The sequence below is a fragment of the Dactylosporangium aurantiacum genome (assembly GCF_000716715.1).
Lineage (GTDB): Bacteria > Actinomycetota > Actinomycetes > Mycobacteriales > Micromonosporaceae > Dactylosporangium > Dactylosporangium aurantiacum.
Window position 1 is genome coordinate 36,121 of record NZ_JNYJ01000038.1, and the last position, 26,271, is coordinate 62,391.

Sequence of the window (26,271 nt, forward strand, 5' to 3'; positions counted from 1 at the left end):
AAGCCCGTAACCTCCGGCTATGTCCGCCTAGCCGCGCGAGGTGACCGCCCGGGCGAGGAACCCGAGGTTGGCGGGGCGTTCGGCGAGGCGCCGCATCATGTACGCGTACCACTGGGTGCCGTACGGCAGGTACACCCGCACGGTGTACCCGAGCTGGGCGAGCCTGAGCTGCTCGTCGGGGCGGACCCCGTACAGCATCTGGAACTCGAACTCATCGGGGTTGCGGTCGAACCACTTGGCCCGGTCCTCGCCGATGGCGACCAGTCGCGGGTCGTGCGTGGCGAGCATCGGGTAGCCGGCGCCGGACATGAGGACGTTGAGGCAGCGCACGTACGACTTGTCGACGTCGAGCCTGGACTGGTACGCGACCGACTCCGGCTCCTTGTAGGCGCCCTTGCACAGGCGCACCCGGGACCCGCTGACGGCCAGCTCGCGGCAGTCGGCCTCGGTGCGGCGCAGGTACGACTGCAGCACGGCCCCGGTGGTCGGGAAGTCGGCGCGGAGCCGGCCGAGGACCTCCAGGGTGGAATCGGTGGTGGTGTGGTCCTCGGCGTCGAGGGTGACGGTGGTGCCGGCCTCGCTCGCCTTGGCGCAGATCGCGTGGGCGTGCTCGTAGGCGAGCTTCTCGTCGAAGACCTGGCCGAGGGCGGAGAGCTTGAGGCTCACCTCGGCGGCGGGGGTCAGCTCGGCGGCGTGCAGGGCGTCGAGCAGGCGCAGGTATTCGTCTCGGGTCGCCTCGGCCTGCTGGGGGTTGGTGGTGTCCTCACCCAGGTGGTCGATGGTGACGGCCAGTCCGGCGGCGACGAGCTCGCGGGTGCGTTGTAACGCGTCCTGCGCGTGCTCGCCCGCGATGAAACGGCGAACGATGCTCCGGCTGACCGGGGCGGTTTCAACGATCCGCTCGACCCGATGTGAGCGGGCGGCGGCGAGGATGACCGATCTGAGCATGTGCCGAGCGTAGACAGAACCACCCGCCATCGGTGACGCCTGGTCGCCAGTGTGGCATTTCTTGACTACCTTGGTCGGGTGGACTTCGACGCGTATGCGCGGACCGCTGTCGACATCGTCAACGCGCCGCTCGAGAGCATGCAGGATCTCGCCGCGCTGTTCGGCGAGGACAGCTGGCAGACCGCCGAGGCGACGGAGCGCGACCTGATCGCGTTCCGGCGCGCCCGTAAGCGGCTGCGGGAGGTGTTCGAGCACGGTTCGTCCGGCCGGGACGTCGCGGCCGTCGCCGAGCTCAACGCGCTGCTGGAGGCGTATCCGATGCAGCCGCGGATCTCCGGGCACGACACCCATGACTGGCACATGCATGTCACCGGTCGCGGCTCGTCGGTCAGCTCCGAGCTGCTCGCCGGTGCGGCGTGGGGGCTGGCGGTGTGGCTGTGCGAGCACGGCAGTGCCCGCTTCGGGGTGTGCGCCGACGAGCGCTGCGGCAACGTCTACCTGGACACCTCGTCGAACTGCTGCCGCCGGTTCTGTTCGGAGCGGTGCGCGACCCGGTCACACGTCGCGGCGCACCGTGCCCGGAAGCGGGCCGCGGAGACGGGCGCCACCCGGGCACCGGCGCAGGTCGGTGCGGGCGAGGCGGATCGGGCGGTCGTCACCGCGTAAGTGTTCGAAACGGCCACGGGGCGGCCGACTTCGGCATATCTTGCGTGATGTGGTTCGCTTCTACCGCGCGCCCGGCATGCCCGAAATTTCGGATATGATCGGACGAACGGGTCAGGGCGATGTTGGGTCGTGGCATCTGTATACGGCCGTCGACACCGGTACCGCACCGGATCACAACGCCCTACGAAGGAGACACAGCACCATGGCACAGGGAACCGTGAAGTGGTTCAACGCTGAGAAGGGCTTCGGCTTCATCAGCGTCGACGGCGGCAACGACGTCTTCGTCCACTTCTCCGCGATCGCCGAGGACGGCTACCGCAGCCTCGACGAGAACCAGCGCGTCGAGTTCGAGATCAAGCAGGGCCCGAAGGGTCCGCAGGCCGAAGCGGTCCGCAAGATCTGACCGTCGACTTCACGGCCCGGCGCGCATTTCGGCGTGCCGGGCTACTTCCCTGCGGTCCGCACGCGCCCGCAGGGGTCCTCACGCGCCCGTCGCGGTCTTCGAGGGCGCCCGCCGCGGGCCGTCAGACGACCGACGGGGTGGCGAGGTGCTGCCGGGCGAACCGCAGCGACTCGGCCAGGTCGGCCTCCCGCTCCGCGCGGCTGCCCGCCTTGCGGGTGCCGACCTCGACCGCGACCGACCCGGTGAACCCGCGCCGCCCCAGCGACTCCAGCAGCTCCGCGCACGGCTGGGTGCCCCGGCCGGGGACCAGGTGCTCGTCGCGGCCCTTGCCGGTGCCGTCGCCGAGGTGCACGTGGGCCAGGCCCGCGCCCATCGTGTCGGCGAGGCCCAGCGCGTCGGTGCGTGACGCCGCGCAGTGCGACAGGTCCAGGGTGTAGGCGTCGAAGCCGGTGACCGTCGGGTCCCAACCCGGCGCGTACGGCACGAACTCCCGACCGACGCCGCGCAGCGGGAACATGTTCTCCACCGCGAACCGGATCCCGGGGAACGCCTTGCCGAGGCGGGCCAGCCCGGTCTCGAACGTCCGGGCGTAGTCACGCTGCCAGGCGAATGGCGGGTGCACCACGACGGTCGGCGCGCCGAGGGTGTCGGCGAGCACCGCGGCCCGGCGCAGCCGCTCCCATGGGTCGGGGCTCCACACCCGCTGGGTCACCATCAGGCACGGGGCGTGCACCGACCGGACCGGCACGCCGTAGTGCCTGGACAGGCCGGCGAGGGCGCCCGCGTCCTGGCTCACGGCGTCGGACCAGACCATCACCTCGACACCGTCGTAGCCGACGGCGGCCGCCATCTCGAATCCGGCCGCGGTCGGCTCGGGGAAGACGGACGAGGTGGACAACAGGACCGGCACTCGAGGACTCACTCCACCAGGCTAGCCCCAGCCCGGTAGCGTCTCCTGTCGATCAACTCGACTCCAACACCTCCAGCCGGCGAAGAATCACCCCTTCGCGCAGCGCCCACGGGCAGATCTCGATCTCGTCGATGCCGAGGCTGCGCATCGTGACCTCGGCCACGACGGCGCCGGCGAGGATCTGGTGCGCCCGGCCCGGGCTGACCCCGTCGATCTCGGCGAGGGCCGTCGACGGCATCCTGCGGATGAACGACAGGACCTGGTGCAGGCCCGTCCTCGTGAGCTTCCGCGGGGCGCGCGGCCCGGCGCTGGACGGGGCGGCGCCGGCCAGCCGGGCCAGGGTCCGGAACGTCTTCGACGTGGCGACGGGCCGGTCCCAGCCGGCCTCGATGAGCCGTTTCGCCGGCCGGGCGACCTCCGCCTCGACGTAGTCGCACAGCGCGTCGACCGACGCCTTGGTCGGCGGGTCCCCGGCGAGCCGCTCCCGGGTCAGCCGGCCCGCGCCGAGCGGCACGGACAGCGCCACGTCGGGCTCCTCGTCGATGCCGCCGGCCAGCTCCAGGGAGCCGCCGCCGATGTCCATGACCAGCAGCCGCCCGGCCGACCAGCCGAACCAGCGGCGCACCGCGAGGAACGTCATGATCGCCTCGGCCTCGCCGGACAGGACCTGCAGGTCGACGCCGGTCTCCTCGCGGACCCGGCGCAGCACCCGGGCCGAGTTGGTCGCGTCGCGCACCGCCGAGGTCGCGAACGCGAGCAGGTCCTCGGTCTGCAGCGCCGCCGCCGCGTCGCGGGCCTCGGCGCAGGCGGCGACCAGGCTGTCGGCGCCGGCCCGGCTCAGCTCGCCGTCCTTGCCGATCTTCTCCGCGAGCCGCAGCTCCGCCTTCTGCGAGTGCGCCGGCCACGGATGGGCGCCGTGGTGGGCGTCGACCACCAGCAGATGCACCGTGTTGGAGCCGACGTCGAGCACACCGAGCCGCATCCCTTCACCGTAATGCCGGGGTTCACCGCGTACCCTTCGTCAGATGGAGATTCATGTCGCGGTCGACAGCACCGGCGACCCCGACACCCCGCGCGACCTCGAGGTCGACCTGGACTTCCCCAGGGAGTACCTGGAGTTCTCCGACCCCGCGGACGCCGACCATCTGGTGCGCGCCGACCTGACCTGGCTGCTGTCGAACTGGACGTGCGTGTACGGGCGCGGCTGCCACGGCATCATCGAGGGCAAACCCGAAGAGGGCTGCTGCTCGCACGGCGCGTTCTTCACCGACGCCGACGACGAGAAGCGGGTCCGGGCCGCCGCGAAGCGCCTCACGCCCGAGCACTGGCAGCACTACCGGCGCGGGTTCAAGCAGTACACGGAATGGGACACGATCGACGGGGAGTCCAAGGCGCTGCGCACCGCCACGCGGCCCGGCGCCGGGTGCGTGTTCCAGAACGACACCGACTTCCCCGGCGGCGGCGGATGCGCCCTGCACGGTCAGGCGCTCCGCGACGGCGTGCACCCCCTGGAGTACAAGCCGGACGTCTGCTGGCAGCTGCCGGTGCGCCGCGACCAGGACTGGCGCAAACGGCCCGACGGCACCAAGGTCCTCGTCTCCACGCTCGGCGAGTTCGACCGCCGCGGCTGGGGCGAGGGCGGGCACGACCTGCACTGGTGGTGCACGTCCTCGCCGGAGGCGCACGTCGGCACGAAGCGGCTGTACCAGGAGTACGAGGCGGAGCTGACCGCGCTCATCGGCGAGGCGGCGTACGCGAAGCTGGCGCAGCTGTGCGAGGAGCGGGCGCGGCAGGGCATGATCGCGCCCCACCCGGCCACGACGGTCGCGTTGACGCTCCTGCCGACCCGCCGCGCCTGACCCTCCCCCGGGTGGCGGGTCAGTCCTCGTCGCCGTGGGCGTCGTGGCGGGTGCGCCGGGACCTCGCGAACAGCGAATAGCCGACCGCCGTCAGTGACAGGCCGATGAGGATGCTGGGCAGCGCCCGGGGCCAGTCGGCGCGGGTGATCGCGGTCCAGATCGAGCTGGCGGCGAGCAGCACGCCGATCAGCATCATGAGCGTCCCGGCGGTGCCGGAGTTGAAGCTGCGCACCCCTGGAAACGCTACGGGCCGCGGCTGTCGAGTGTGCGACAACGCGGGAACCCGCCACCGCGGCCCCGCCGCGGTGCAATAGGTTCGTGCGGTGACCGAAGAGATCTTCCCCGGGGTTGAGCTGGGTGAGGGCACCGTGGTGGAGCCCGGTGCGCGGATCGGGGTGCCGCCACGCGGCGCGGCGCCCGGCGAGCTGCCGACGATCATCGGGCCAGGCGGCAGGATCCGGTCCGGGACCGTGATCTACGCCGGGGCGCGGATCGGGGCCCGGTTCCAGTCCGGGCACGGCGCGATGATCCGGGAGAACAACGTCATCGGCGACGGGTGTTCGGTGGGCACCAACGCGGTGCTGGAGCCCGGCAACCGCATCGGCGACGGCAGCCGGGTGCACTCGCACTGCTTCCTGGAGAACGTGACGCTGGGGCGCCGGGTGTTCCTGGGGCCCGGGGTGGTCTTCACCGACGACCCGCACCCGCCGTGCCCGCGGTACGACGAGTGCGTCGGCGGCGCCACCGTCGAGGACGACGCCTCCATCGGCGGCAACGCGACGATCCTGCCGGGCGTGCGGATCGGTGCCCGGGCGCTGGTCGGCGCCGGGTCGGTGGTGACCCGGGACGTGGCGCCGGACACCGTGGTGGCGGGCAGCCCGGCCCGGGAGAAGCGCAAGACGTCGGAGCTGCTGTGCGCCCCGGGGCACTACGCCCGGCCGTACGAGTGGCGTGAGGCACTGGACTCGTAACACGTCCACCTCAAGTCGGCGGGTGATCGGCCGAACCTGGGGATGTGACTCTGCCCGCGATCAACGCGCTGGTCGACGTGGTGCTGATGGACGGCGAGGCCTATCAGTCCCGCGTCGAGGACGTCGTCGGCAAGCGGCTGACCGTCGCGGCGCCGTTCGGTGTGAACGGCGCCGACATGCCGAAGGTCGGCAGCTCCGTCGAGCTGGCCTGGGTGGCCGGCGACCGCCGGCAGGCGGTCGACGTGCGGCTGGTCGAGCTGGGCAAGGAGCAGCCGCCGCGCTGGTCGCTGGAGGCCGTCGGGTCGGTGCGGCTGCAGACGCGGCGCAACTACGTGCGCGGCGGCGGCGGTGAAGGCGTCGAGGTGTCCAAGGACGGCACCGCGTTCGCCGGGCGGGTCATCGACCTGTCCGAGGGCGGGGTGCGGTGCCGGATGCACGAGGACCGCTTCGACCGCGACGACCGGGTCGACCTGCGGATCGCGCTCGACGACGAGACGATCGCGTTGCGCGGCACGGTGCTGTTCGTGCGCCGCGACCCGGAGAACGGCGCGTTCGACGTGATCATCACGTACGAGACGACGGAGCTGACGGGTCGCGCGATCCGCGGCTACGTCCTGCGGCGCGAGATGGAGGAGCGCCGCAGGGCCCGCGAGTCGGTGGCGAACGCCGGCTGAAGCTAGCCGCTGGCCGGCCGGAAACAGCTTGAGTGCGTCGCGCAGCGGCGCATGGGGGGCCCGCGGGGTGGGACCCCCCGCGCGGGACCCGCCGCTTGCGGTGGGGCAGCTAGGAACAGCCTAGGGCTCGAACTTGTAGCCCAGGCCGCGCACGGTGACGATGAAGCGCGGCGCCGAGGGCTCCGGCTCGATCTTCGAACGCAGCCGCTTGACGTGCACGTCGAGGGTCTTGGTGTCACCGACGTAGTCGGCGCCCCAGACGCGGTCGATGAGCTGGCCGCGGGTGAGGACCCGGCCGGCGTTGCGCAGCAGCAGCTCGAGCAGCTCGAACTCCTTCAGCGGCAGCTGCACGGCGTCGCCGGCGACCGTCACCACGTGCCGGTCGACGTCCATGCGGACCGGGCCGGCGGACAGGGTCGGCGGGGCGAGCTCGCTGACGGCGTCGACCTGCCGGCGCAGCACGGCGCGGATGCGGGCGACCAGCTCACGGGGCGAGTAGGGCTTCGTGACGTAGTCGTCGGCGCCGATCTCCAGGCCGACGACCTTGTCGATCTCGCTGTCCCGTGCGGTGATCATGATGATCGGCACGTTGGACTTGGTCCGCATCTGGCGGCAGACCTCGGTGCCGGACATCTCCGGCAGCATCAGGTCGAGCAGGACGATGTCCGCCCCGGTGCGGTCGAACTCGGTGAGGGCCTCGGTGCCGGTCGCCGCGATGGAGACCTCGAAGCCTTCCCGGCGGAGCATGTACGACAACGGGTCAGAGATGGACTCTTCGTCCTCGACCACGAGTACGCGCGCCAACGTGCTGTCCTTTCGTGCCTGCCGGGGAACCGCACTGCGCTGCGAACCGCGGGTCAGATGTTGCGATTGGGTCACAATCATGGGGTGCCTCCGATCTCAACGGACGGCGGTAGCGCCATCGCGGCCTCCGTCGGACGCGCGGGCAGCCGCAAGGTGAACGTCGAGCCAACTCCGACGGTGCTGACCACGTCGACCTGGCCGCCGTGATTGGTGGCGATGTGCTTGACGATCGCCAGGCCGAGGCCGGTGCCGCCGGTCGCCCGGGAGCGGGCCCGGTCGGCCCGGTAGAACCGTTCGAAGATCCGGTCGATGTCCCGGGGCTCGATGCCGATGCCCTGGTCGGTGACGGCGATCTCGATGTGCCCGGCGTCGGTGCCGGTCTCCGCCGCCGAGCGGCTGGTCGCGATCGTGACCGTGGTGGACTCCGGCGAGTACGCGATCGCGTTCTCCACCAGGTTGACCACGGCGGTGACGAGCTGGTTCTCGCTGCCGTAGACGGTCAGGCCGCGGGGGCCCCGCGCCACGACGTCGATGCTCTTGGCCGTGCCGGGCGTCTTCGTGCGGTCCAGCACCTCGGCGACGATCTTGTCGACCTCGACCGGCTCCGGCTCGGGCAGCGGCTCGGCGCCCTGCAGGCGGGACAGCTCCAGCAGCTCCGAGACGAGCCGGCCGAGCCGCGCCGACTCGTGCTTGATCCGCTCCGCGAAGCGGATCGCGGCCGCCGGGTCCTTGTCGGTCGCGTCCAGCAGCGCCTCGGCGAGCAGCTGCAGCGCCCCGACGGGCGTCTTGAGCTCGTGGCTGACGTTGGCGACGAAGTCGCGGCGGACCCGGGCGACCCGGTGCGCCTCGGTGACGTCGGCGGCCTCGACCGCGACCCGGCCGCCGTCGAGCGCGACCGCGCGCACGTTGACGCCGAGCGGGTCGCCGGGGGTGAGCCGCGGCAGGTCCAGCTCGACGACTCTGGTCACCCCGCTGCGGCGCACCTGGCCGGCGAGGGTGCGCACGATCGTGTGCGCCTCCTCCCCCACGCCCTGGCGCTGCCGGACGAGGCCCATCTCGCGGGCCGCCGCGTTGGCCAGGACCGGCCGGTCGGCGTCGTCGAGGACCACGACGCCGACGAGCAGCGCGTCGAGGATCTCGGTCATCGCCGCGCCATCGGCCTTCGACTGGCGGAACTTCCACTCCACGACCTGATGGTAGGAGGTCGTGTACCCGACGGACGGTGGTCGAGGGCACGAAACGGGCTCACATCACCCAGTGTTCACCCAGCGGCGGGACGATGTTCACCGGATGCCCCGGCCCGGGACCTACCGTGATGGACACCACGATAGGAGAACCATGCGCGACGAATACCGTGCTGACCTGCTGCAGGTCAACCGCTTACTGGTGTCCATGGCGGACGCTGTGCGCAGCGCCATGAGCCGGGCCACGAAGGCCCTGCTCAACGCCGACCAGTCCGAGGCCGAGGAGGTCGTGGCCCGCGACGCGGAGGTGGACGCCCTCTACCGCCTCGTCGAGGACAAGGTGTACGACCTGTGCGCCCGTCAGGCCCCGGTCGCCTCCGACCTGCGGGTGGTGCTGACCGCGCTGCACCTCGCGGCCGACCTCGAGCGCATGGGCGACCTCGCCGACCATGTCGCGAAGACGGCGCTGCGGCGGCTGCCGGAGCTGGCCGTGCCGGCCCCGCTGACCGCGACGTTCGAGCAGATGGGCGCGGTCGCCGACCGGATCGCCGGCAAGATCTCCCGGACCATCTCCGAGCTCGACGTGGTCGCCGCCGGGCAGCTGGACCGCGACGACGACGAGATGGACCGGCTGCACACCAGCCTGTTCGAGACCATGTTCGGCCCGGACTGGACCGAGAGCACCCAGGCGGCGGTCGACACCGCGCTGCTCGGCCGCTTCTACGAGCGCTACGCCGACCACGCCGTCAACGCCGGCCGGCACGTGGTCTTCCTCGTCACGGGTGAGGCGTTCGACACCGCCCACGCCTGAGCACGCGAAGAGGGGCCCCGCGCACGCGGGGCCCCTCTCCCGTTCGTCCGGTTACCGGCCCTGGTTACCGGCCCTGGTTGGCGACCGCGGCCGCGGCCTCCTTGGCCGCCTCCGGGTCCAGGTAGGTGCCGCCGGCGGTGACCGGCCGCAGCGCGGCGTCCAGGTCGTAGCGCAGCGGGATGCCGGTGGGGATGTTGAGCTTGGCGATGGCCTCGTCGGAGATGCCGTCGAGGTGCTTCACCAGGGCCCGCAGCGAGTTGCCGTGGGCCGCCACGAGCACCGTGGCGCCGGCCAGCAGCTGCGGCACGATCTGGTCGTACCAGTACGGCAGCATGCGCTGCACGACGTCCTTCAGGCACTCCGTGCGCGGGCGCACGTCCGGCGGCAGCTTCGCGTAGCGCGGGTCGGCGACCTGCGACCACTCGTCGTCGTCGGCGATCGGCGGCGGCGGCACGTCGTAGGAGCGGCGCCAGAGCATGAACTGCTCCTCGCCGAACTCCTCGAGCGTCTGCTTCTTGTTCTTGCCCTGCAGGGCACCGTAGTGCCGCTCGTTGAGCCGCCAGCTGCGCTGCACCGGGATCCAGTGCCGGTCGGCGGCGTGCAGGGCGATCTCACTGGTGCGGATGGCACGGCGCAGCACTGACGTGTGCACCACATCCGGCAGCAGACCGGACTCACGGAGCAGCTCGCCGCCCCTGCGGGCCTCGGCCTCTCCTTGGGCGCTGAGGTCCACGTCGACCCAGCCGGTGAACAGGTTCTTGGCGTTCCACTCGCTCTCACCGTGCCGCAAGAGCACCAGTGTCCCGACTTCACTCATGCCGCCATCTTCCCGCACGGAATCACTTCGACAGCACCGGACCTCCGATGTAAGGATGCGGACGTGCCTCGCTACTTACCGAGCAAGTTGCCGTCGCAGTTCTGGATCGTGTGGACCGCGACGCTGGTCAACCGGGCGGGCGGATTCGTCGGGATCTTCCTGACCATCTACCTCACCGCCGAGCGGGGGTTCAGCGAGGCGATGGCGGGGCTGGTCCTCGGGCTCTACGGGCTCGGCGGTGCGATCGGCGTCACCGTCGCCGGCCAGCTGACCGACCGGTGGGGGCGCCGGCCGACGGTCCTGCTGACGATGACGGCGGCGTCGGCGCTCATGGTGGTGCTCGGCCTCGCGCACAGCGCCCCGGCGATCATGGCGGGGGCGCTGGCGCTGGGCATGGCCGCGGAGGGCGCCCGCCCGCCACTGGGCGCGATGATCGCCGACCTGGTGCCGGCCGCCGACCGCGGCCGGGCGTTCTCCGTGTACTTCTGGGCGATCAACCTCGGCTTCGCGACCGCGGCGATCCTCGCCGGGTTCGCCGCGGGCAGCGGGTACCTGACGCTGTTCCTCGCCGACGCCGCGACGACGGCCGCCGCGGCGGTGCTCCTGGCCGTGAAGACCCGCGAGACCAGGCCCACGCTGCCGGCCACCGCCGGCGGGGGCCCGGGGCGCTCCGCGTCGGCGGTGCTCGGCCGGGACCGGGTGTTCCTCGGCTTCGTCGCCTGCAACCTGCTCGTCGCGCTGGTGCTGCTGCAGCACATGGCGATGCTGCCGCTCGCGATGATCGACGACGGGCTGAGCCCGCGGACGTTCGGCGTGGTGATCGCGCTCAACGGGGTGCTCATCGTGATCGGCCAGCCCCTGGTCACCCGGCTGCTCGCGACCCGCCGCGAGGCGCTGGTCGCGCCGGTCGCCGCGGTGGTCGTCGGGCTCGGCTTCGGGCTGACCGCACTGGCGCACGTCCCGGCCTGGTACGGCGCGACCGTGCTGCTGTGGACCGCGGGCGAGATGCTGCACGCCCCGTCAAACGCGGCGCTGCTGGCCGGGCTGTCCCCGGTCGACATGCGCGGCCGCTACCAGGGCGCCTACAGCCTGTCGTGGCAGGCGGCCTCGTTCCTGGCGCCGACGCTGGGCGGCGCGGTGCGCGACCTGGCGGGCAACACCGCGCTGTGGCTGGGCTGCCTGGGGCTGGCGCTGGTCGCGGCGGCGTGGAGCCTGCTCGCGGTGCCGGCCCGGGAGCGCCGGGTGGCCGAGCTGACGGCCGCCGCCGAGACCGGGGACGAGCTGGCTAGGATCTAACTGTTAATAACGTTAACCATTGCTGGAGAACCACCGTGCGCGACTGGTACCGGTCCACGATCGGTGGACTGCCCAGGATGTACTGGCTGCTCTGGACGGGCATGCTGATCAACCGGGTCGGCGGGTTCGTCGCGCTGGTGCTCTCCCTGTACCTGACCTCCGAACGTGACCTGAAGCCCAGCGCCGCGGGGCTCGTCGTGGGCCTCTACGGCGTCGGCGGCATGGCCGGGGTCCTGCTCGGCGGCGTGCTCGCCGACCGGTGGGGGCGCCGGCCGACGCTCCTGCTCGCCCACTTCGGCGCCGTGGTGTTCCTCGGCGGGCTGGCGGTGACCGAGCGGGTCCCGGTGATCGCGGCCCTCGCCGCGCTGCTCGGCCTCATGCACTCGATGCCCGGCCCCGCGTTCGTCGCCGCGATCGTCGACGTGGTGCCCGCGGCGGACCGCAGCCGGGCGTTCAACCTGCAGTTCTGGGCGTTCAACCTGGGCATGGCGGCGGCGTCGCTGCTCGCCGGGCTGCTCGCCGAGGTCAGCTTCACCCTGCTGTTCACCGTCGACGCGGCCGGCACCCTGGTCACCGCGGTGCTGCTGCTGTGGAAGGTCCGCGAGACCAGGCCCGCCATCGGCCCCGCCGGGAACGGCTCGGCCGGCGGGGAGCCGCGGGGCGGGCTGCACACGGCGCTGACCGACCGGGCGTTCGTGTCGTTCGTCGGGCTGAGCCTGCTCCTGGCCGTCGTCACGCTGCAGACCTCGACGATCCTGCCGCTGGCGATCACCGCCGACGGGCTGCGCCCCACCGTGTACGGCTCGGTCGTCGCATACGCCGGCCTGCTCATCGTCGCCGGGCAGCTGTTCGTGCCGAAGCTCATCGACCGGTGGCGCAAGGGCACCACCCTCGCCGTCGCCAACGTGTTCCTCGGCCTCGGGTTCGCCTGCGTGGCGCTCGCCGACGACGTGCCCGGCTACCTGCTCGCCGCCACGGTGTGGACGGTCGGGTCGATGCTCGCCGCGCCGCCGAACGCGGCCGTCATCGCGGAGCTGTCGCCGGAGGCGCTGCGCGGCCGGTACCAGAGCGTCTTCTACCTCGTCTTCCCGGCGGCGAGCTTCATCGCGCCCGCCGCCGGCGGCGCCGGCCTGGAGTTCCTCGGCGACTGGCACTGGGTCATCTGCGGCGGCCTGGGCCTGCTCGCCGCGGCCGGGCACCTGCTGATCCAGCCGGCCCGGGAGCGCCGCGCCGCCCGGCTCCGGCAGCAGGAACACCACAGGTTAGAAGTGCCCGCCACGGGGTAGACGCCGCCCTCCGACGTGACAGGGGGCGAGCAGTGGACGGTCTGTCGGCGAGGCTCGAGGCGCCGGACCCCGGCACGGTCATCGTCCGGCTCGACGGGGAGCTGGACCTGGCCACCCGCGACCAGCTGGTCCTGGCCGTGCGGGCGGTGCTGCCGACGTTTCACCCGCAGACGCTCGAACTCGACCTGGCGGGCGTGTCGGTGCTCGACTCGGCCGGCATCGGCGCGCTGGTGAGCTGCTGGAAGCTGGCCCAGGACACCGGCTGCGCGCTGCGGCTGAGCAACCCGCGGCCCCTCGCCTACGCGCAGCTGCGCCTGACCGGGCTGCTGGACGTGTTCGCGTTGGCCGGCACCGGCTGAGCGCCGGCCGCCACCGGCTGAGTGCTGGCCGGCACCGGCTGAGGTCCGCGCGCCGCTACAGGGTGCCGTCGTACTTGGCGGCGCCGCTGACGGTGGCGTCGGTGCGCAGCCGGCCCTTCGCCGCGCCGTCGCCGTAGAGGGTGTACCGCAGGAAGTCCAGCATCGTCCTGGACACCGCCTGGTTGGCCGGGGCCGAGCCGAACAGCCCGCCGCCGTGGTCGCCGTTGAGCAGCGTCAGGAACGCCTTCGGCCAGGTGCAGGCGTCGTACAGGGAGCGGCCGCTGCTGTAGGGCACCGTGGCGTCGGCGTCGCCGTGGACGAACAGCACGGGCGTGGCCGCGCCGCTGAGCTTGCCGCCCATGCTGCCGCCCGACACGATGACGCCGCCCTTGAGCCGGCTGTCGCGGCCCGAGCCGGACAGCATGCCGGCGGTGGTGTAGCCGCCCGCGGAGTGCCCGCCGGCGGCGACCCGGCCGGTCTCGATGTGCCCGGCGAGCGGCGCGCCCGCCTTCGTGTCGAGCTTGAGCACCTCGGTGATCACGGCGGAGGCGTCGGCGGGCTGGTTGCCCATGTCGCTCTGGTTGAACGGGTTCGCCTTGTCGTTCGTGAACGGGTACGCCGGCGCCGCCACGACGAACCCGGCCGCGGCGATCTTCGCGGTCACGCCCTGGTAGCCCTCGGGCGAGCCGTGCAGGCCGTGGCTCCACAGGACCAGCGGGAACCGGCCGGCGGCGACGGCCGCGCCGCTCTTCGGCGAGCCGCCGGCCGAGCCGGTCGCGGGGTAGAGGACCAGGGTACGCAGGGTCCGCCCGGCACGGGTGAACGTGAACTGGCTGACCCCGACGGCGAAGGTCTGGGTGGGCGCCTTGACCGCGGGCGGCGCGGCGCTCTTCGACGCCGACGCCGACGGCGTGGCCCCGGCGGCACCGAGCGCGGCCGCGTCGGCGCCCGTGGAGGCGTCGGCGGACTCGGCCACCCCGGTCGCGGCGACGTCAGACTGCGGCCCGGCGGCGCCGGTCTTGCCGCCACAGCCGGCCAGCGCGACGACGAGCAGGCAACCGGCGACCGCACCCCGCATCCGCATGCGAGGAAAATACGGCTTTGTGGACCCGGGCGTCTTTACGCATGGCTTAAATTTGGGGCTCGTGCCGGCGGCAGCGGGTGGCGTGCACCCCCAGTCCACGACCACCCGCTCTGCTGCGGTCTTTCGACCGCGCGGTGCCGCCGGTTGCGATGGTCGCCCCGCCCGGACAGACCACCGCGAGTGGGCCGTGACCGGCCCAGAAACACCCCCGTCGCTCCCCAACTTCAGGAATCGCCGGATCCGTCATTGACGGTACGCGGCGAGGAAATGCAGCGACAAGTAACGGGACTGTCGGCTCCCTCACACAACTGAAATAATTGAAATCAATCGAAATGCTGGAAGCTCGGCCACAGCTCAGCCCAGGTGCCCGTGAGACCCCGGCAAACGAAGACCCGAGCTGTTTGCTCTTCGTTCTCCACGCCGTAACCGTTGTCGAGATCGGCCTTGTGCTCGCAGGACCCGAACGCGGCCGACCGGCCCGGGTCGCCCTGCGTCACGAGCACCACCACGGTGGCCGACGGCGGCGGCGGCCCGAGCCACCACAGCTCGTTCTGTCCACTGTAGACATCGGGCAGGCCGAGCGCCTTGCCGTAGCGGTCCAGGGCGCCGGCCTCGCCGTAGTTGCCGGTGAGCAGTACCGTGCGGGGCTTGTCCTGCTCCGGGAGGGCGTCGTAGACGTCCGCGACCTGCCGCACGTACCGCCGCCAGCCGACCTGATCCGAGATGCCCTGGTTGATGGCGGGGATCGGGGTGCCGCCCACGACGCCGACCGGCAGCACCGGCAGCGAGGTCAGGATCGCGAAGCCGGCGTTGACGGCCGCGCCGGCGGCCAGGATCCAGCGGCGGGTGACGCGCCGCTCGACGGGCACCGTGCCGATCGCGAAGAGCGCGGCGAGCAGCCCGACCGTGTAGTACGGCTGGCCGGCGACCACGAACAGCAGGACCAGCATCAGCGGGTACGCCAGCCCGAGCGCGCGGACCGGGCGCAGCTCGGGGTTGCGCAGCAGCGTCACGATCCCCGCCACCCACACCGGCACGAACAGCGGGCCCAGCCACACCAGCTGCAGCGGCAGCAGCGTGACCCGGGCCTCGTCGCCCTTGTTCTCGGCGAGGGCCGCCGCCATGTCCAGCTGCGGGTAGTCGTTGGCGATCTGGTACAGCAGGTTCGGCAGGCCGACGACGAGCGCGATGCCGAGCCCCGCCCACAGCCACCGCGACAGCAGCACCTTGCGCGGCCCCAGCACCAGCACCCCCGCCGCGAACGTCAGCAGCAGCAGGATGACCAGGTGCTTGTTGTACAGCGCCAGCCCGACCAGCAGACCGGCGAGCAGCCAGTACCGCTCCCGGCCGCGCAGCATCGCGCGCAGCACGCACAGGATGACCAGCAGCCACATCAGCAGGTCCGGCGCGGCGGTGATGCTGATGTGCGTGGCCACCAGCACGAACGTGGTCAGCACGCCGCTCGCGGCCAGGGTCTGCGCGACGGCGCCGCCGCCGGCCTCCCGGGCGATCAGTGCGAGCAGGAACGCGGCGGCGACGATGTAGGCCACGCCGGGCAGGCGGATCGCCCACACCGTGTCGCCGAAGACGTCGGCGCACAGCCGCAGCAGCAGCGGCGTGAACGGTGGCTGGTCGACGTAGCCCCACTTCGGGTGCGCGCCGACCATGCGGAAGTACAGCTCGTCACGGTGGTAGTCGTACCGGTTGATCGTCAGCAGGAGCGCGGCGGCGGCCGTGGCCGCGACCGCGCCGACAGGTTTCCAGGCCAGCCGCTCGGTCACCGGCACAGGTTAGCTAAGCGTCGCGCTCCACGAAGGCCGCGAATGCCTTCAGGTTGTCCAGCGGTTCGCCGCGCTTGACCCGCCACTGCCACTCGCGGCGGATCGCCGAGCCGAAGCCGATCTCGAGCATCGGGTCGAAGCTCTCGTCGGCGTAGGTCAGCACCGCGCCGAGGAGCCGGTCCAGCTCGTCCTCCGTGACGGCGTGCAGCGGCAGCCGGCCCATCAGGTACACGTCGCCGACCTGGTCGACGGAGAACGCGACACCGTACATGCGGGCGTTGCGCTGCAGCAGCCACTCCCACAGCTCCTCGCGGTGCTCGTCGGGGTGCCGCATGACGAACGCCTCGACCCGCAGCGTGTGCTCGCCGACGATGAGGTTGCAGTTGGTCTTCTGCTTGTGCGTGCCCGGCAGCACCACCACGTAGGAGCTGTCGCCGGTCTTCTCCCAGGCGATCTCCCGCTCGTCGCACACCCGCTCGATGAGCTGCCGCACGTCCTGCGTCGTGGTCATGACATCGCCGCCAGCAGCTCGGTGTCGCGGTGGGTGGTGAGGGCGTCGCGGTACGCGGCGAGCAGGCCGCTCGCGGTGTGGCTCCAGGAGAACTCGTGGGCGTGCCGCACGGCACCCGCCGACAGCTCCAGCCGCCGGGCGGGACGGGCCAGCAGGTCGCCGAGGACCGCGGCCCAGTCGGCCGGGCGGTGGGTGTCCACCAGGATCCCGGACACGCCGTCGCGCACCGCGGTGACCAGGCCACCGACGGCGGCCGCGACGACCGGCGTGCCGCACGCCTGGGCCTCGATCGCGACGAGGCCGAACGACTCGTTGTGGCTCGGTACCGCCACCAGGTCCACGGCCCGGAACAGCTGCGCCAGGTCGTCGCGCGGCTGCGGCGGGAGGAACCGCACGCAGTCGGCGATGCCCAGCTCGGCGGCGAGGTCCATGAGCGCCGTCGGCCGGTCCAGCCCGGAGCCGCTCGGCCCGCCACAGATCGCCACGATCAGCTTCTCGCCCAGCTCGGGGTCGCGGGCGCGCAGCTCGGCGGCGGCGCGCAGCAGCACGTCAGGTGCCTTCAGCGGCTGGATGCGGCCGACGAACGCCACCACGAGGGCGTCCTCGGGCAGGCCGAACTTCTTGCGGTCGCGGGTCTGCGACGGCGTGAACGTGTCCAGGTCGACGCCGGGCGGCACCACGCTGACCCGGCGGGGGTCGGCGGCGTACAGCTCGATCAGGTCGGCGGCCTCGGCCGGGGTGTTGGCGACCAGGCCGTCGGCCGCGGCGACGACCTGCTCCTCGCCGATGACGCGGGCGATCGGCTCGGGCTTGTCGCCGTCGGCGAGCAGCTGGTTCTTCACCTTCGCCAGGGTGTGCGCGGTGTGCACCAGCGGCACCCCCCAGCGGTCCTTCGCCAGCCAGCCGACCTGGCCGGACAGCCAGTAGTGGGAGTGCACGAGGTCGTACCAGCCGGGTGCCCTGGACGCCTCGGCGCGCAGCACGCCGTTGGTGAACGCGCACAGCTGCGCCGGCAGGTCCTCCTTCGCGAGGCCCTCGAACGGCCCGGCGATGACGTGGCGCACGAGCACGCCGGGCGCCATCTCCACGACCGGCGGCAGCTCGCTGCAGGTGGCCCTGGTGAAGACCTCCACCTCGACGCCGGCGCGGGCCAGGCGCTCGGCGACCTCCACGATGTACACGTTCATGCCGCCGGCGTCGCCGGTGCCCGGCTGGTCGAGCGGGGACGTGTGCACCGACAGCGTCGCGACCCTCCGTGGAAGGGAGCGACGGGACTGCGGGGTGTGCCTGTGCAGCGAGTCGACCCGCGCCACGTGGGTGCTCCTTCATCTGTTGCCGGACGGTTACATCTTCCCAACCGTCCATGTTCCCTCCCGGGCGGCCATCTACCCACCGTTGCGTTGGTCACTGCGCGCGCCGGGGATTGCGGCAGGATTGGCCTCATGTCTTCTCCCATCGCCGTTGTGACCGGCGCCTCCAGTGGCATCGGTGCCGCCACCGCCCGCCGGCTCGCCAAGGAGGGCTTCCACGTCGTGGCGGTCGCGCGCCGCGCCGACCGGCTCGACGCCCTCGTCGCGTCCCTGCCCTCGGCGACCGCGGTTGTGGCCGACATCACCTCCGATGCGGACATCGCCCGCCTTGTCGACACGGTGTCCGGTCTCGGTGCCCCCGTCGAGCTGCTGGTCAACAACGCCGGCGGTGCGATCGGCGCGGAGACCGTCGAGGAGGCCGACCTCACCGACTGGCAGTGGATGTTCGAGGTCAACGTCCTGGGCACCGTCCGGGTCACCAAGGCGCTGCTGCCCCTGCTGACCGAGTCGGGCCGGGCGACCATCATCGTGATCAGTTCCACCGCGGGTCTCATCGTGTACGAGGGCGGCGGCGGCTACACGGCGGCGAAGCACGCCCAGACGGCGGTCGCCGAGACGCTGCGCCTGGAGCTCAACGGCCGCCCCATCCGCGTGGTGGAGATCGACCCCGGCATGGTCAAGACCGACGAGTTCGCCCTCAAGCGCTTCGAGGGCGACGCGGACAAGGCCGCCGCCGTCTACCGGGGCGTCGAGTTCCCGCTGGTCGCCGACGACATCGCCGACTGCGTCGCGTGGACCGCGACCCGGCCGCACCACGTCAACATCGACCGGCTCGTCGTCCGCCCGCTCGCCCAGGCCGCCCAGCACAAGGTGCACCGGGTGCAGTGATGCGGCCGATCGGCGCCATCACCAGGGGCACCACCAACCCCAACCGGCTCCGCCGGGTCGACAACTGGATCGTGGCGACCCTCGGCGCGGTGCTGGCCCGCGCCGAGTCGCCGCTGGTCGTCGACCTCGGCTACGGCGCCTCGCCGATCACCACCCTTGAGCTGCACCGCCGGCTCGGCCCCGGGATCCGGGTCGTCGGCCTGGAGATCGACCCGGCGCGGGTCGCGGTCGCCCAGCCCTTCGCCGACCCGCCGGCGCTGGAGTTCCGCCGGGGCGGCTTCGAGCTGGCCGGGCTCGCCCCGACGGTCGTGCGCGCGTTCAACGTGTTGCGCCAGTACGACCTCGCCGACGTGCCGTCCGCGTGGGCGGCGATGACCGCGACCGGCGCGGTGCTCGTCGAGGGCACCTGCGACGAGCTCGGCCGGCTGGCGTCCTGGGTCACCGTCGAGGCCGGCGTGCCGCGGACACTGACCCTCGCCAGCCGGCTGTCCACGTTGGACACCCCGGCGACCCTGGCCGAGCGGCTGCCGAAGTGCCTCATCCACCACAACGTGCCGGGCCGGCCGATCCACGCCCTGCTGTCCACACTGGACACCGCGTGGCGGGCCGCGGCGCCGCTGTCGACGTTCGGCCCGCGGCAGCGCTGGCGGCGCGCGGTCGAGGCGACCCGAGCCGCCGGCTGGCCGGTCCTGGACCGCCCGGCCCGCTGGCGCCTCGGCGAGCTGACGGTTCCCTACTCCTGCCTGCTGTAGCGCGCTTCCCTCACAGCGCGCAGTTCACCAGGACCGGCTCGGGGTGCAGCCGCACGCCGAACTTCGCCCGCACCCCCGCCTGGATCTCCCGGGCCAGGCCCAGCAGGGCGGCCGTGGTGCCGGTGCCGCGGTTGGTCAGCGCGAGGGTGTGCTTGCCCGACAGGGCCACGCCGCTGCCCGGCTCGCCGTAGCCCTTGCCGAAGCCGGCCCGCTCGATGAGCCACGCCGCGCTGAGCTTGACCATGCCGTCCGGGGCCGGCCAGGCGGGGGGTTCGCCGGCGGATGCGCGTACAGCGGCGACCGCTTCGGCGGCGACGACCGGGTTCGTGAAGAACGAGCCCACCGAGAACGTGTCGCGGTCCGTGGGGTCCAGGACCATGCCCTTGCCGGCGCGCAGCTTCAGCACCGCGGCGCGGACCTCGTCGAGCGGCGCGGCCGCCCCCTGCTCCACGCCGAGCGTGCGGGCCAGCTCCGCGTAACGGACCGGCGTCGACAGCGGCGACGCGGCGAGCCCGAACGTCACCGAGAGCACCACGAACCGGTCGTTGTGCTTGAACACGCTCGTGCGGTACGCGAACCCGCACGCACCGGCCGGCATGGTGAGCACCTCGTCGCGGGCCCGGTCGTAGACGCGCACCGCGGTGATGGTCTCGGCGACCTCCTGCCCGTACGCCCCGACGTTCTGGATCGGGGTCGCCCCCGCCGAACCCGGGATGCCCGACAGCGACTCGATCCCCGACCAGCCGTTGGCGACCGCGGTCGCCACCACGTCGTCCCACGGGTGCCCGGCCGCGACGGTCAGGTGCACGCCGCCGTCGCCGCGGTGCGCCACCTCGATGCCGCGCTGGCGCAGCAGCACCACGGTGCCCGGGAACCCCTCGTCGGCGATGACCACGTTGCTGCCGCCGGCAAGGATGAGCAGCTCATCGCCGCCGCGCACGGCGGCCACCGCCTCCTCGTCCGAGGTCACCTCGATCAGACGACCCGCGGGGCCACCGAGGTGCAAGGTGGTGAGCTCGGCAAGGCTGGACACTGGCGTAGCTGCTTCGGACACCGCACCAGAGTAAGGCGTGCCCTAATGTTGGAGCTGCAGCGTCCGGACCGGGAGAGTGATCGTCGATGAGCAAGCCGCAGCTCACCAAGGAGTTCTGGCTCACCGCGCTGCGCACCGAGGGCGATGCCTTCCGCGCCGCCCTGGGCACGATCCCGCTGGACGCGCCCGTGCCCACCTGCCCCGGCTGGCAGCTGCGCGACCTCGCCTGGCACCTCACCCAGATCTACGTCTGGGTCAACGGCGTCGTCCCGCGCGGCGTCACCGACCGCCCCGACCCGCGCCCCGACGAGCCGCTGCCCACCGGCGTCGACCCCGTGGTCGCCTGGACCGACGCCTTCACGGAGCTGGTCGCCACCCTCGACGCCGTCGACCCTGACCTGCCCGCCTTCAACTGGGCACCGCAGGCGAAGAAGGCCTCCTTCTGGCACCGCCGCATGGCCCACGAGACCGCCGTGCACCGCTGGGACGCCCAGATGGCCGGCGGCCTCAGCGAACCCATCGAGCCGAAGCTCGCCAGCGACGGCGTCACCGAGGTCCTCGACAGCTGGCTGCCCGCCGGCCGCCGCAGCGGCCCCACCAACCGGGCCGGCATGATCGCCCTGCACGGCACCGACGTCGACCATGTCTGGTATGTCCGCCTCCGCGGCGCCGGGGTCGCCCTCCTGGACACCGACACCCTGCTGGACACCGACGACCACCACGAGCGCGCCACCGCCAGCGGCCCGGCCAGCGACCTGGTGCTGGCGCTGTATGGACGGGTCGCCTTCGACACGCTCCTCGTCAGCGGCGACACCAGCCTCCTGGAAGGCCTGCGCACCGGCTGACAGCGGCGTTCGGGGCCTTTCGCTCCGCTAGACGCGGACGAGCTTGTCGCCGGTCTCGGCGGGCTTGTCGATCGGCAGGCCGAACAGCTTGCGGGTGAGCAGGGTGCTGCCGGCGACCGCCGCCGGCACGACCAGGACCGCGGCGAACGGGATCAGCAGGATCACGAAGACCGGCACGCCGAACCCGAGCGCCAGGGGCCGGTTGGCGCGCAGCATGGCCCGGCGGTCCTTGAGCCGCAGGCCACGCCGGTTGAACGGCACGCCGGTCAGCTCGACGGCGAGCAGCCACCCGCCGACGACCGCGTCGAGCACCGGCACGACCGTCTGCCCGAGCACCGGCACGAACCCCAACAGGAACAGCGGCACCGCGACCACGATCCCCAGCACGATCAACCTGACCGAGTCGGCGGCGTTCTTCAGGATCGTCCGGTGCCAGGGCAGGTCGCTCATCCCCGGCGTGCCACCGAACCGCTGCTCGACCCGCTCTGAGATGACCTCGTAGAAGGGGTCCCCGATGAGCAGCGTCAGCGCCGTGTACGTCAGCACCGACACCAACGCCGACACGATCACGATCCCCGCGCCGGCGCCGAACCTGGTGAGCCCCCGCCACGGCGACCCCCAGTCGTCGGCGAACCAGGTCACCGCCGCCGACAGGTCCCGGATGAACCACAGCAGGAAGAACCAGGCGGTGCCGAGCAGCAGGAACGAGATGACCGCCGGGACCAGCCCGAGGATGAGGAGGCGGGGGCTGCGGCCGTACATAGCGAAACCCCGGCCGAGCAGCCGCGCCCCTTCGGCGAACTCCGCCCACATCGTCTTCAACGCCACCACCCCGCCATCTTTCATGATCCCGGGAGCGTGCCGGACCATGCCCCCGGGATCGCGCTAAATGGCGTGCACGTGGACGCCGGCGCCATACAGGTCGGGCTCGCAGGTCAATACCGGCCATCCGGTGGCGGCCGACTCCCAGACGGCGTGCCGGGCCGCGAGGGAGCCGATCTGGGTGCCGAGATGCTTGGCGGCGACTTCGCCGATCGGCAGCACGCGCATCGACGTCGACCACAGCAGCGGATCCCACGCGGTCGCGCTGATCTCGGCCCGCTCGCCGGCCTCAATCATCGCCGCGACGGGGAACGCCAGCAGCAGCTCGTCGCAGTCTGCATGGGACCACAGCTCGAGCACTGGATCATAGGAGTCGAACAGGGCGACGATCGCGCTCGCGTCGAGCACGAACATCAGGCCGTCGCCTGCCCCCGGCGCTCGGCGATGGACCGCTGCGCCCGCGCGATCAGCTCCTCCACCTGGCGCTTGACCTCGGGTGACGCCTCGGGCACCCGGTCGGGTCCCCACAGCTGCCGCAGCAGTGCCCTGCCAGCGCCAGGGGTGTGCGGCGGCAGCGCTGAGCCGTCCGCGGACGTGTCCATCTCGTCAGAATAGCGTGGCATGGTCTCCCCCCGATCGAGCTTCGCTGATGCTCATGGCTCAGTATAGGGCCATGTGCGCATAGGACGGCAAGCCGACAAGATCCGAGGGCTATCTACGGTTGTCGCATGATCGACCGGAGTTCGGATCGGCCGCTGTACCAGCAGCTGGCAGACCTGCTGCGCGAGCAGATCAAGTCGGGGGCGCTGGCGCCGGCGGCGTACCTGCCGTCGGAGAGCAGTCTCATGCAGGAGTACTCGCTGGGCCGCCCCGCCGTGCGCAACGCGGTGGCGGTGCTGCGGCAGGAAGGGCTGGTCGTGACGGCCCGGGGAGCGCGGACCCAGGTCCGGCCGGCGCCGCAGCGCGAGATCGTCGAGCTGCGCGCCGGCGACGAGGTCATCGGCCGCATGCCGACCGATCCGGAGCGGCGGGATCTGGGCATCGACCCGGGCGAGCCGATCTTGGAGGTCACCCGGGCGGACGGGCAGAAGCTGATCCTGCCCGCCGGCGCCCACCACCTGAAGGTCGGCCGCTGAGCCGTGCCCGGCCACGCCGGAAGGGCGGCGACGCACGGGCGGACACCGAGGGCCGGCGATGCCGCCAGCGCCTGCGGTGCGCGCATCAGGGCTCACAGCGAACGGCCCGACGGCGGCGAGGACCGGCCCAGGCGACCGCAGACCGCGTGGCACGCCCTCCTCGACGCTCTCGCCACCGCCGGAAGCGATTCCCGCGCCCGGGCCCGCTATGAGCTACCCGTGCGGTAGACGGGCCGTGGCCGACCCCCGTGACCTCCGAGCCCGGCTGGCCGTGAGCGACCCGCGCGGCCTCCCCGCGGTCGGCAGGCAGTGCGGGACCTCCGCGTCCCGCCGGCTGAAGGTCAGGCGCTGAGCGGCGCCCGCCGGTGGCTGGTCAGTCGGTGAGGCGGACCCTCACCCGGCGGTTGGCCTTGCCCTTGCTCTCGACCTTGACGACCTGCATGCGGCCGATCTGGGCGGTCGAGGCGACATGCGTCCCCCCGTCGGCCTGGGCGTCGAGGCCGACGATGTCGACGATGCGGATCTCCTGCTCGTCGGGCGGGATCAGGTTGGACTGGGTGCGGATGATGTCAGGCAGGGCGAGCGCCTCGTCGCGGGCGAGGACCTTGGTGACGACCTTGCGGTCGGCGGCGACCTCGGCGTTGATGAGCTCCTCGAGCCTGGCCTTGAAGTCGGCCGGCACCTCGGGGAGGTTGAAGTCCATGCGGGCCTCGGCGGGCTCCATGGAGCCGCCGGTGACCAGGGCGCCGAAGTCGCGGAAGACCACGCCGCCCAGCACGTGCAGGCCGGAGTGGGTGCGCATCAGCTTGGTGCGGCGGTCGTCCTCGACGGCGCCGATGACCTCGGTGCCGACGGGCGGGAGCGGGTCGCCCTCGGCGGGCAGGAGGTAGAGGTCGTCGCCCTTGCGGGTCCCGGTGATCCGGGTCTGGACCCCCTGCCAGAGCAGCACCCCGTGGTCCGGGGGCTGACCGCCGCCGCCGGGGTAGAAGGCGGAGCGGTCGAGCACGATGCCCTCGGCGGCATCGGCGTGCAGGACGACGCACGTCCACTCGCGCAGGGTCGGGTCGGCGAGGTCCAGGCGGGCGGTCCTACCGTGTTGCGTGACACCCATGTCGCAAACTCTATGTCGGTCCGGCCCAGCGGCGCAGCGCGGTCATGGTCCGATCCTCCCCCAGCAGGTCGTCGCGAAGTTCGTAGTTCCGTAGGACAGACGCGCGACGGGACGCCCCTGATACGCGGCACGGGTCAGCCGTTCGGTCAGAAGCGGAGCGGCAGACCGGTCGTATCAGTTCAGGAAGGATGAAATCCGGCCGCGCAGGTCGGCCCGCTGGGTCCACACGACGCCGGGGCGGTCGTAGACGTGCAGCTCGGCGTCGGGGAGGGACTCGGCGAGCTGCTCGGCGACGGAGACCGGGTGCAGGTCGTCGCCCCGGGCGCCGATGACGAGGCACTTCGCGGAGACCTTGGCCAGGTCGGCGCGGTCCTCGACGGCGACCTGGGCCGGCAGGCTGCCGAGGCCGGCTGCGAGCCCGTCGCGCATCAGCTGGTCGAGCCGCTGGCGCAGGAACGCCCACACCGGCGGCGAGTTGCGCACCTGGACCGGGACCTCCATGGAGATCACGTCGGCGACGGCCGCGGCGTCGCCGGCCTCGATCGCCTCGAGCAGCGCGGTGAGGCGCTCCTGCGCGGCGGCGGGCCGGGCCGTGTCGAGCACGGCGGGCAGGAAGAACACGGCGCGCTCGAAACGGCCGGGGTTGTCGGCGAGCAGCCGGCAGAGCGCGCCGGCGCCGAGGCTGACGCCCAGGGCGCGGGTGGCGCCGGACAGGTCGGCGACGGCGCGCAGGTCGCGGGCGAGGTCGGCATATGTCCACACGCCTCCCGGGGAGGCGGAGTGGCCGTGCCCGCGGAACTGGAAGAACACCTTGCGGCCGGTGACGGCGCTGCCCAGCGGGCGGGTCTCGGCGATGCCGCTGCCGAGGCCGTGGGCGAAGACGGTGACGGGCTCGCCGTCGCCGGTGACGAGCCATTCCAGCTCGACGCCGTGCGGGGTGGCGATCTGCTCGGTCGGCGGTGCGGGGAGGGTCGGCCGGCCGGTCTGCGGCCCGCGGGTCACGGGCGGGCGGAACCGGTCGGGCCTGCCGTCGGGCGGCGGCGGCCAGCGGAAATCCATCAATGAACCGCCATCACCACGAACCGTGGCCGTCAACCGCGTCGCGCAGCGCGGGTCTGATGTCCAGCAGGTACACGGCGAAGATGCCGGCGGAGATGAGCAGGAAGATGCTGAGATAGCCCAGGCGCAGCTGCGGCGCGAGGGCGGTGAGCAGCAGACCGCCACCGGTCATGGCCAGCCAGACGGTCTTGGACATCGTGCCGATCGCGGCGAACGCGTCGGCGCGCTGGACCAGGCAGTGCAGCAACGCCGCGGCGCCGAGCACCAGGCAGAAGATCCACACCGCCAGGTCGATGTAGAGCTCGACCCGTTCGTAGAACATCGGCACCGCAGTCACCATCCCACGAGCTTATTCCGAAGCCCCCCGGCCCGTGCGAGACGGTGCCGGAGGGCTCCCGACAAACTCCCGGTTACTTCTTCGCGGCCGCGGTCTTCTTCGCCGCGGTGGCCTTCTTCACGGGCGCCGCAGCCGGCGAATCGGCGGCCGGCACGGTCGACGCCGCGGCCTCCGGCTTCGGCGCGACGGCCGGCGCCACGTCGGCCGGGGTCGGGGTGACGGCGACCTCGGCGGTCACGGTCTTCGTGGCCGGCTCGATCTCGATCTTCGCCTCGGTGGTGCGGCCGCCGGCGACGACCTTCTCGCCGCGGCTGACCAGGTCGGTGTAGACGGCGAGGGCCCGGTCCTGGGCGACCTGCGCGCCGGCCTGGGCGTTGGCCAGGATCGACTCGGCGTTGCGCCGGGCGGCACCGCGCAGCCGGTCCAGGTCCTGGCGCAGCTTCACGTCGGTGACGGCCGGGCGCAGCTCCTCGACCCGGGCACGCAGGTGGGCGACCTGCGCGGGCAGCTTGCGCAGCTGCTGGTAGGCCAGGTCACCGGCGCCGGCGGCGGCGTAGAGCGGCGTGGGGATCTTCCGGGTGGTGGTGCTGGTGGTCATGTTGACTCCTCTGGCT

Annotated in this window: 32 protein-coding genes; 13 read left to right on the plus strand and 19 right to left on the minus strand. The window is 72.4% G+C overall.

The features are described 5' to 3' along the window. Positions 1 to 27 precede the first annotated feature (27 nt). Positions 28 to 948 (minus strand): proline dehydrogenase family protein, encoded by a 921-nt coding sequence (locus OP18_RS35120; RefSeq protein WP_033363449.1) that lies wholly within the window; start codon positions 946 to 948, stop codon positions 28 to 30. 78 nt (positions 949 to 1,026) lie between these two features. Here OP18_RS35120 and OP18_RS35125 point away from each other — a divergent pair, with 78 nt between their 5' ends. Beyond that, positions 1,027 to 1,614, plus strand: coding sequence for a CGNR zinc finger domain-containing protein (locus OP18_RS35125; RefSeq protein WP_052387794.1), 588 nt, complete (start codon positions 1,027 to 1,029; stop codon positions 1,612 to 1,614). A gap of 202 nt (positions 1,615 to 1,816) precedes the next feature. Beyond that, positions 1,817 to 2,017 carry a cold-shock protein gene (locus tag OP18_RS35130; RefSeq protein ID WP_033363450.1) on the plus strand — a complete coding sequence of 67 codons (201 nt, stop codon included), beginning with the start codon at positions 1,817 to 1,819 and terminating at the stop codon, positions 2,015 to 2,017. Positions 2,018 to 2,138: 121 nt separating this feature from the next. Here OP18_RS35130 and OP18_RS35135 read toward each other — a convergent pair whose 3' ends face one another. Beyond that, positions 2,139 to 2,939: a sugar phosphate isomerase/epimerase family protein gene (locus tag OP18_RS35135; RefSeq protein WP_033363451.1), complete on the minus strand. Its 801-nt coding sequence runs from the start codon at positions 2,937 to 2,939 to the stop codon at positions 2,139 to 2,141. Positions 2,940 to 2,979: 40 nt separating this feature from the next. Further along, positions 2,980 to 3,909 carry a Ppx/GppA phosphatase family protein gene (locus tag OP18_RS35140; protein WP_033363452.1) on the minus strand — a complete coding sequence of 310 codons (930 nt, stop codon included), beginning with the start codon at positions 3,907 to 3,909 and terminating at the stop codon, positions 2,980 to 2,982. Between the two features lie 43 nt (positions 3,910 to 3,952). Between OP18_RS35140 and OP18_RS35145 the strand changes: the two genes are divergently transcribed. Continuing rightward, positions 3,953 to 4,786, plus strand: a complete 834-nt coding sequence (locus OP18_RS35145) for a DUF3109 family protein (protein WP_052387795.1) — start codon at positions 3,953 to 3,955, stop codon at positions 4,784 to 4,786. 19 nt (positions 4,787 to 4,805) lie between these two features. On the opposite strand, the gene OP18_RS35150 is transcribed toward OP18_RS35145, so the two are convergent. Further along, positions 4,806 to 5,018 carry a hypothetical protein gene (locus OP18_RS35150; RefSeq protein WP_033363453.1) on the minus strand — a complete coding sequence of 71 codons (213 nt, stop codon included), beginning with the start codon at positions 5,016 to 5,018 and terminating at the stop codon, positions 4,806 to 4,808. A gap of 292 nt (positions 5,019 to 5,310) precedes the next feature. On the opposite strand from OP18_RS35150, the gene OP18_RS35155 reads away from it, so the two are divergent. Next, positions 5,311 to 5,757, plus strand: a complete 447-nt coding sequence (locus tag OP18_RS35155; RefSeq protein ID WP_389250110.1) for an acyltransferase — start codon at positions 5,311 to 5,313, stop codon at positions 5,755 to 5,757. 44 nt (positions 5,758 to 5,801) lie between these two features. Next, positions 5,802 to 6,431: a PilZ domain-containing protein gene (locus OP18_RS35160; protein WP_033363454.1), complete on the plus strand. Its 630-nt coding sequence runs from the start codon at positions 5,802 to 5,804 to the stop codon at positions 6,429 to 6,431. A 120-nt stretch (positions 6,432 to 6,551) separates the two neighbouring features. On the opposite strand, the gene OP18_RS35165 is transcribed toward OP18_RS35160, so the two are convergent. Further along, entirely contained in the window at positions 6,552 to 7,235 is a 684-nt protein-coding gene (locus tag OP18_RS35165; RefSeq protein ID WP_033363455.1) for a response regulator transcription factor, read from the minus strand. A gap of 77 nt (positions 7,236 to 7,312) precedes the next feature. Continuing rightward, positions 7,313 to 8,380, minus strand: coding sequence for an ATP-binding protein (locus tag OP18_RS35170; RefSeq protein ID WP_081971399.1), 1,068 nt, complete (start codon positions 8,378 to 8,380; stop codon positions 7,313 to 7,315). Between the two features lie 193 nt (positions 8,381 to 8,573). Here OP18_RS35170 and phoU point away from each other — a divergent pair, with 193 nt between their 5' ends. Continuing rightward, complete coding sequence (gene phoU / locus OP18_RS35175; protein WP_033363456.1) at positions 8,574 to 9,230, plus strand: phosphate signaling complex protein PhoU; 657 nt, start codon at positions 8,574 to 8,576, stop codon at positions 9,228 to 9,230. Between the two features lie 64 nt (positions 9,231 to 9,294). Here phoU and OP18_RS35180 read toward each other — a convergent pair whose 3' ends face one another. Next, positions 9,295 to 10,047: a phosphoglyceromutase gene (locus OP18_RS35180; RefSeq protein WP_033363457.1), complete on the minus strand. Its 753-nt coding sequence runs from the start codon at positions 10,045 to 10,047 to the stop codon at positions 9,295 to 9,297. A 63-nt stretch (positions 10,048 to 10,110) separates the two neighbouring features. On the opposite strand from OP18_RS35180, the gene OP18_RS35185 reads away from it, so the two are divergent. Genes OP18_RS35185 through OP18_RS58825 form a run of 3 tightly spaced genes read left to right on the plus strand, consistent with a single transcriptional unit; the run spans position 10,111 to position 12,988 of the window. Continuing rightward, on the plus strand, positions 10,111 to 11,343 hold the full coding sequence (locus OP18_RS35185; protein ID WP_052387798.1) for an MFS transporter: 1,233 nt from the start codon (positions 10,111 to 10,113) through the stop codon (positions 11,341 to 11,343). Positions 11,344 to 11,378: 35 nt separating this feature from the next. Next, entirely contained in the window at positions 11,379 to 12,629 is a 1,251-nt protein-coding gene (locus tag OP18_RS35190) for an MFS transporter (protein ID WP_033363458.1), read from the plus strand. A 32-nt stretch (positions 12,630 to 12,661) separates the two neighbouring features. Further along, positions 12,662 to 12,988: an STAS domain-containing protein gene (locus OP18_RS58825; RefSeq protein WP_033363459.1), complete on the plus strand. Its 327-nt coding sequence runs from the start codon at positions 12,662 to 12,664 to the stop codon at positions 12,986 to 12,988. 55 nt (positions 12,989 to 13,043) lie between these two features. Here the strand turns inward: OP18_RS58825 and OP18_RS35200 are convergent, their stop codons facing one another. The 4 genes from OP18_RS35200 to mshA all read right to left on the minus strand — a co-directional run bounded on the left by OP18_RS35200 (position 13,044) and on the right by mshA (position 17,677). Then, positions 13,044 to 14,072, minus strand: a complete 1,029-nt coding sequence (locus OP18_RS35200) for an alpha/beta hydrolase family protein (protein WP_052387799.1) — start codon at positions 14,070 to 14,072, stop codon at positions 13,044 to 13,046. 323 nt (positions 14,073 to 14,395) lie between these two features. Next, a complete protein-coding gene (locus OP18_RS35205) occupies positions 14,396 to 15,853 on the minus strand; it encodes a glycosyltransferase family 39 protein (protein ID WP_033363611.1) in 1,458 nt (485 codons plus the stop codon). Between the two features lie 13 nt (positions 15,854 to 15,866). Then, entirely contained in the window at positions 15,867 to 16,364 is a 498-nt protein-coding gene (locus OP18_RS35210; protein WP_033363460.1) for a type III secretion system chaperone family protein, read from the minus strand. Continuing rightward, positions 16,361 to 17,677 carry a D-inositol-3-phosphate glycosyltransferase gene (gene mshA / locus OP18_RS35215; RefSeq protein WP_156090021.1) on the minus strand — a complete coding sequence of 439 codons (1,317 nt, stop codon included), beginning with the start codon at positions 17,675 to 17,677 and terminating at the stop codon, positions 16,361 to 16,363. Before mshA ends, OP18_RS35210 begins: the two co-directional genes overlap by 4 nt. A 129-nt stretch (positions 17,678 to 17,806) precedes the next feature. On the opposite strand from mshA, the gene OP18_RS35220 reads away from it, so the two are divergent. Both OP18_RS35220 and OP18_RS35225 read left to right on the plus strand, forming a co-directional pair. Next, the gene (locus OP18_RS35220; protein ID WP_033363461.1) at positions 17,807 to 18,562 is read left to right on the plus strand and encodes an SDR family oxidoreductase; all 756 of its coding nucleotides are present in this window, start codon (positions 17,807 to 17,809) and stop codon (positions 18,560 to 18,562) included. Beyond that, positions 18,562 to 19,314, plus strand: coding sequence for a methylase (locus OP18_RS35225; protein WP_033363462.1), 753 nt, complete (start codon positions 18,562 to 18,564; stop codon positions 19,312 to 19,314). Before OP18_RS35220 ends, OP18_RS35225 begins: the two co-directional genes overlap by 1 nt. 10 nt (positions 19,315 to 19,324) lie before the next feature. Here the strand turns inward: OP18_RS35225 and OP18_RS35230 are convergent, their stop codons facing one another. Continuing rightward, on the minus strand, positions 19,325 to 20,347 hold the full coding sequence (locus OP18_RS35230) for a UDP-N-acetylmuramate dehydrogenase (RefSeq protein WP_245635633.1): 1,023 nt from the start codon (positions 20,345 to 20,347) through the stop codon (positions 19,325 to 19,327). An 86-nt stretch (positions 20,348 to 20,433) separates the two neighbouring features. On the opposite strand from OP18_RS35230, the gene OP18_RS35235 reads away from it, so the two are divergent. Continuing rightward, positions 20,434 to 21,192: a maleylpyruvate isomerase family mycothiol-dependent enzyme gene (locus OP18_RS35235; protein ID WP_033363464.1), complete on the plus strand. Its 759-nt coding sequence runs from the start codon at positions 20,434 to 20,436 to the stop codon at positions 21,190 to 21,192. A gap of 27 nt (positions 21,193 to 21,219) precedes the next feature. On the opposite strand, the gene OP18_RS35240 is transcribed toward OP18_RS35235, so the two are convergent. Genes OP18_RS35240 through OP18_RS35250 form a run of 3 tightly spaced genes read right to left on the minus strand, consistent with a single transcriptional unit; the run spans position 21,220 to position 22,616 of the window. Continuing rightward, complete coding sequence (locus tag OP18_RS35240; protein ID WP_052387800.1) at positions 21,220 to 22,038, minus strand: EI24 domain-containing protein; 819 nt, start codon at positions 22,036 to 22,038, stop codon at positions 21,220 to 21,222. Between the two features lie 39 nt (positions 22,039 to 22,077). Next, positions 22,078 to 22,428 carry a hypothetical protein gene (locus OP18_RS35245; protein ID WP_033363465.1) on the minus strand — a complete coding sequence of 117 codons (351 nt, stop codon included), beginning with the start codon at positions 22,426 to 22,428 and terminating at the stop codon, positions 22,078 to 22,080. Beyond that, positions 22,428 to 22,616, minus strand: a complete 189-nt coding sequence (locus OP18_RS35250; protein WP_033363466.1) for a hypothetical protein — start codon at positions 22,614 to 22,616, stop codon at positions 22,428 to 22,430. Before OP18_RS35250 ends, OP18_RS35245 begins: the two co-directional genes overlap by 1 nt. Before the next feature lie 126 nt (positions 22,617 to 22,742). Here OP18_RS35250 and OP18_RS35255 point away from each other — a divergent pair, with 126 nt between their 5' ends. Continuing rightward, positions 22,743 to 23,150 carry a GntR family transcriptional regulator gene (locus OP18_RS35255; RefSeq protein ID WP_033363467.1) on the plus strand — a complete coding sequence of 136 codons (408 nt, stop codon included), beginning with the start codon at positions 22,743 to 22,745 and terminating at the stop codon, positions 23,148 to 23,150. Between the two features lie 373 nt (positions 23,151 to 23,523). Here OP18_RS35255 and OP18_RS35260 read toward each other — a convergent pair whose 3' ends face one another. From OP18_RS35260 to OP18_RS35275, 4 genes are all read right to left on the minus strand, one after another. Next, on the minus strand, positions 23,524 to 24,261 hold the full coding sequence (locus tag OP18_RS35260) for an alanyl-tRNA editing protein (protein ID WP_033363468.1): 738 nt from the start codon (positions 24,259 to 24,261) through the stop codon (positions 23,524 to 23,526). Between the two features lie 174 nt (positions 24,262 to 24,435). Further along, positions 24,436 to 25,323: an alpha/beta fold hydrolase gene (locus tag OP18_RS35265; RefSeq protein ID WP_156090022.1), complete on the minus strand. Its 888-nt coding sequence runs from the start codon at positions 25,321 to 25,323 to the stop codon at positions 24,436 to 24,438. Between the two features lie 10 nt (positions 25,324 to 25,333). Beyond that, the gene (locus OP18_RS35270; protein ID WP_033363470.1) at positions 25,334 to 25,660 is read right to left on the minus strand and encodes a DUF2516 family protein; all 327 of its coding nucleotides are present in this window, start codon (positions 25,658 to 25,660) and stop codon (positions 25,334 to 25,336) included. Positions 25,661 to 25,730: 70 nt separating this feature from the next. Then, positions 25,731 to 26,255: a hypothetical protein gene (locus OP18_RS35275; RefSeq protein WP_033363471.1), complete on the minus strand. Its 525-nt coding sequence runs from the start codon at positions 26,253 to 26,255 to the stop codon at positions 25,731 to 25,733. Positions 26,256 to 26,271 lie beyond the last annotated feature (16 nt).

Coding starts and splice junctions, on each gene's coding strand:
- OP18_RS35235 (WP_033363464.1), top strand. CDS start 20,434: ATGAGCAAGCCGCAGCTCACCAAGGAGTTCTGGCTCACCGCGCTGCGC.
- OP18_RS35225 (WP_033363462.1), top strand. CDS start 18,562: ATGCGGCCGATCGGCGCCATCACCAGGGGCACCACCAACCCCAACCGG.
- OP18_RS35180 (WP_033363457.1), bottom strand. CDS start 10,047: ATGAGTGAAGTCGGGACACTGGTGCTCTTGCGGCACGGTGAGAGCGAG.
- phoU (WP_033363456.1), top strand. CDS start 8,574: ATGCGCGACGAATACCGTGCTGACCTGCTGCAGGTCAACCGCTTACTG.
- OP18_RS35145 (WP_052387795.1), top strand. CDS start 3,953: ATGGAGATTCATGTCGCGGTCGACAGCACCGGCGACCCCGACACCCCG.
- OP18_RS35250 (WP_033363466.1), bottom strand. CDS start 22,616: ATGGACACGTCCGCGGACGGCTCAGCGCTGCCGCCGCACACCCCTGGC.
- OP18_RS35140 (WP_033363452.1), bottom strand. CDS start 3,909: ATGCGGCTCGGTGTGCTCGACGTCGGCTCCAACACGGTGCATCTGCTG.
- OP18_RS35255 (WP_033363467.1), top strand. CDS start 22,743: ATGATCGACCGGAGTTCGGATCGGCCGCTGTACCAGCAGCTGGCAGAC.
- OP18_RS35275 (WP_033363471.1), bottom strand. CDS start 26,255: ATGACCACCAGCACCACCACCCGGAAGATCCCCACGCCGCTCTACGCC.
- OP18_RS35210 (WP_033363460.1), bottom strand. CDS start 16,364: ATGACCACGACGCAGGACGTGCGGCAGCTCATCGAGCGGGTGTGCGAC.
- OP18_RS35130 (WP_033363450.1), top strand. CDS start 1,817: ATGGCACAGGGAACCGTGAAGTGGTTCAACGCTGAGAAGGGCTTCGGC.
- OP18_RS35200 (WP_052387799.1), bottom strand. CDS start 14,072: ATGCGGATGCGGGGTGCGGTCGCCGGTTGCCTGCTCGTCGTCGCGCTG.
- OP18_RS35240 (WP_052387800.1), bottom strand. CDS start 22,038: ATGAAAGATGGCGGGGTGGTGGCGTTGAAGACGATGTGGGCGGAGTTC.
- OP18_RS35155 (WP_389250110.1), top strand. CDS start 5,311: ATGATCCGGGAGAACAACGTCATCGGCGACGGGTGTTCGGTGGGCACC.
- OP18_RS35170 (WP_081971399.1), bottom strand. CDS start 8,380: ATGACCGAGATCCTCGACGCGCTGCTCGTCGGCGTCGTGGTCCTCGAC.
- OP18_RS35270 (WP_033363470.1), bottom strand. CDS start 25,660: ATGGTGACTGCGGTGCCGATGTTCTACGAACGGGTCGAGCTCTACATC.
- OP18_RS35260 (WP_033363468.1), bottom strand. CDS start 24,261: ATGGGTGTCACGCAACACGGTAGGACCGCCCGCCTGGACCTCGCCGAC.
- OP18_RS35220 (WP_033363461.1), top strand. CDS start 17,807: ATGTCTTCTCCCATCGCCGTTGTGACCGGCGCCTCCAGTGGCATCGGT.
- OP18_RS35120 (WP_033363449.1), bottom strand. CDS start 948: ATGCTCAGATCGGTCATCCTCGCCGCCGCCCGCTCACATCGGGTCGAG.
- OP18_RS35245 (WP_033363465.1), bottom strand. CDS start 22,428: ATGTTCGTGCTCGACGCGAGCGCGATCGTCGCCCTGTTCGACTCCTAT.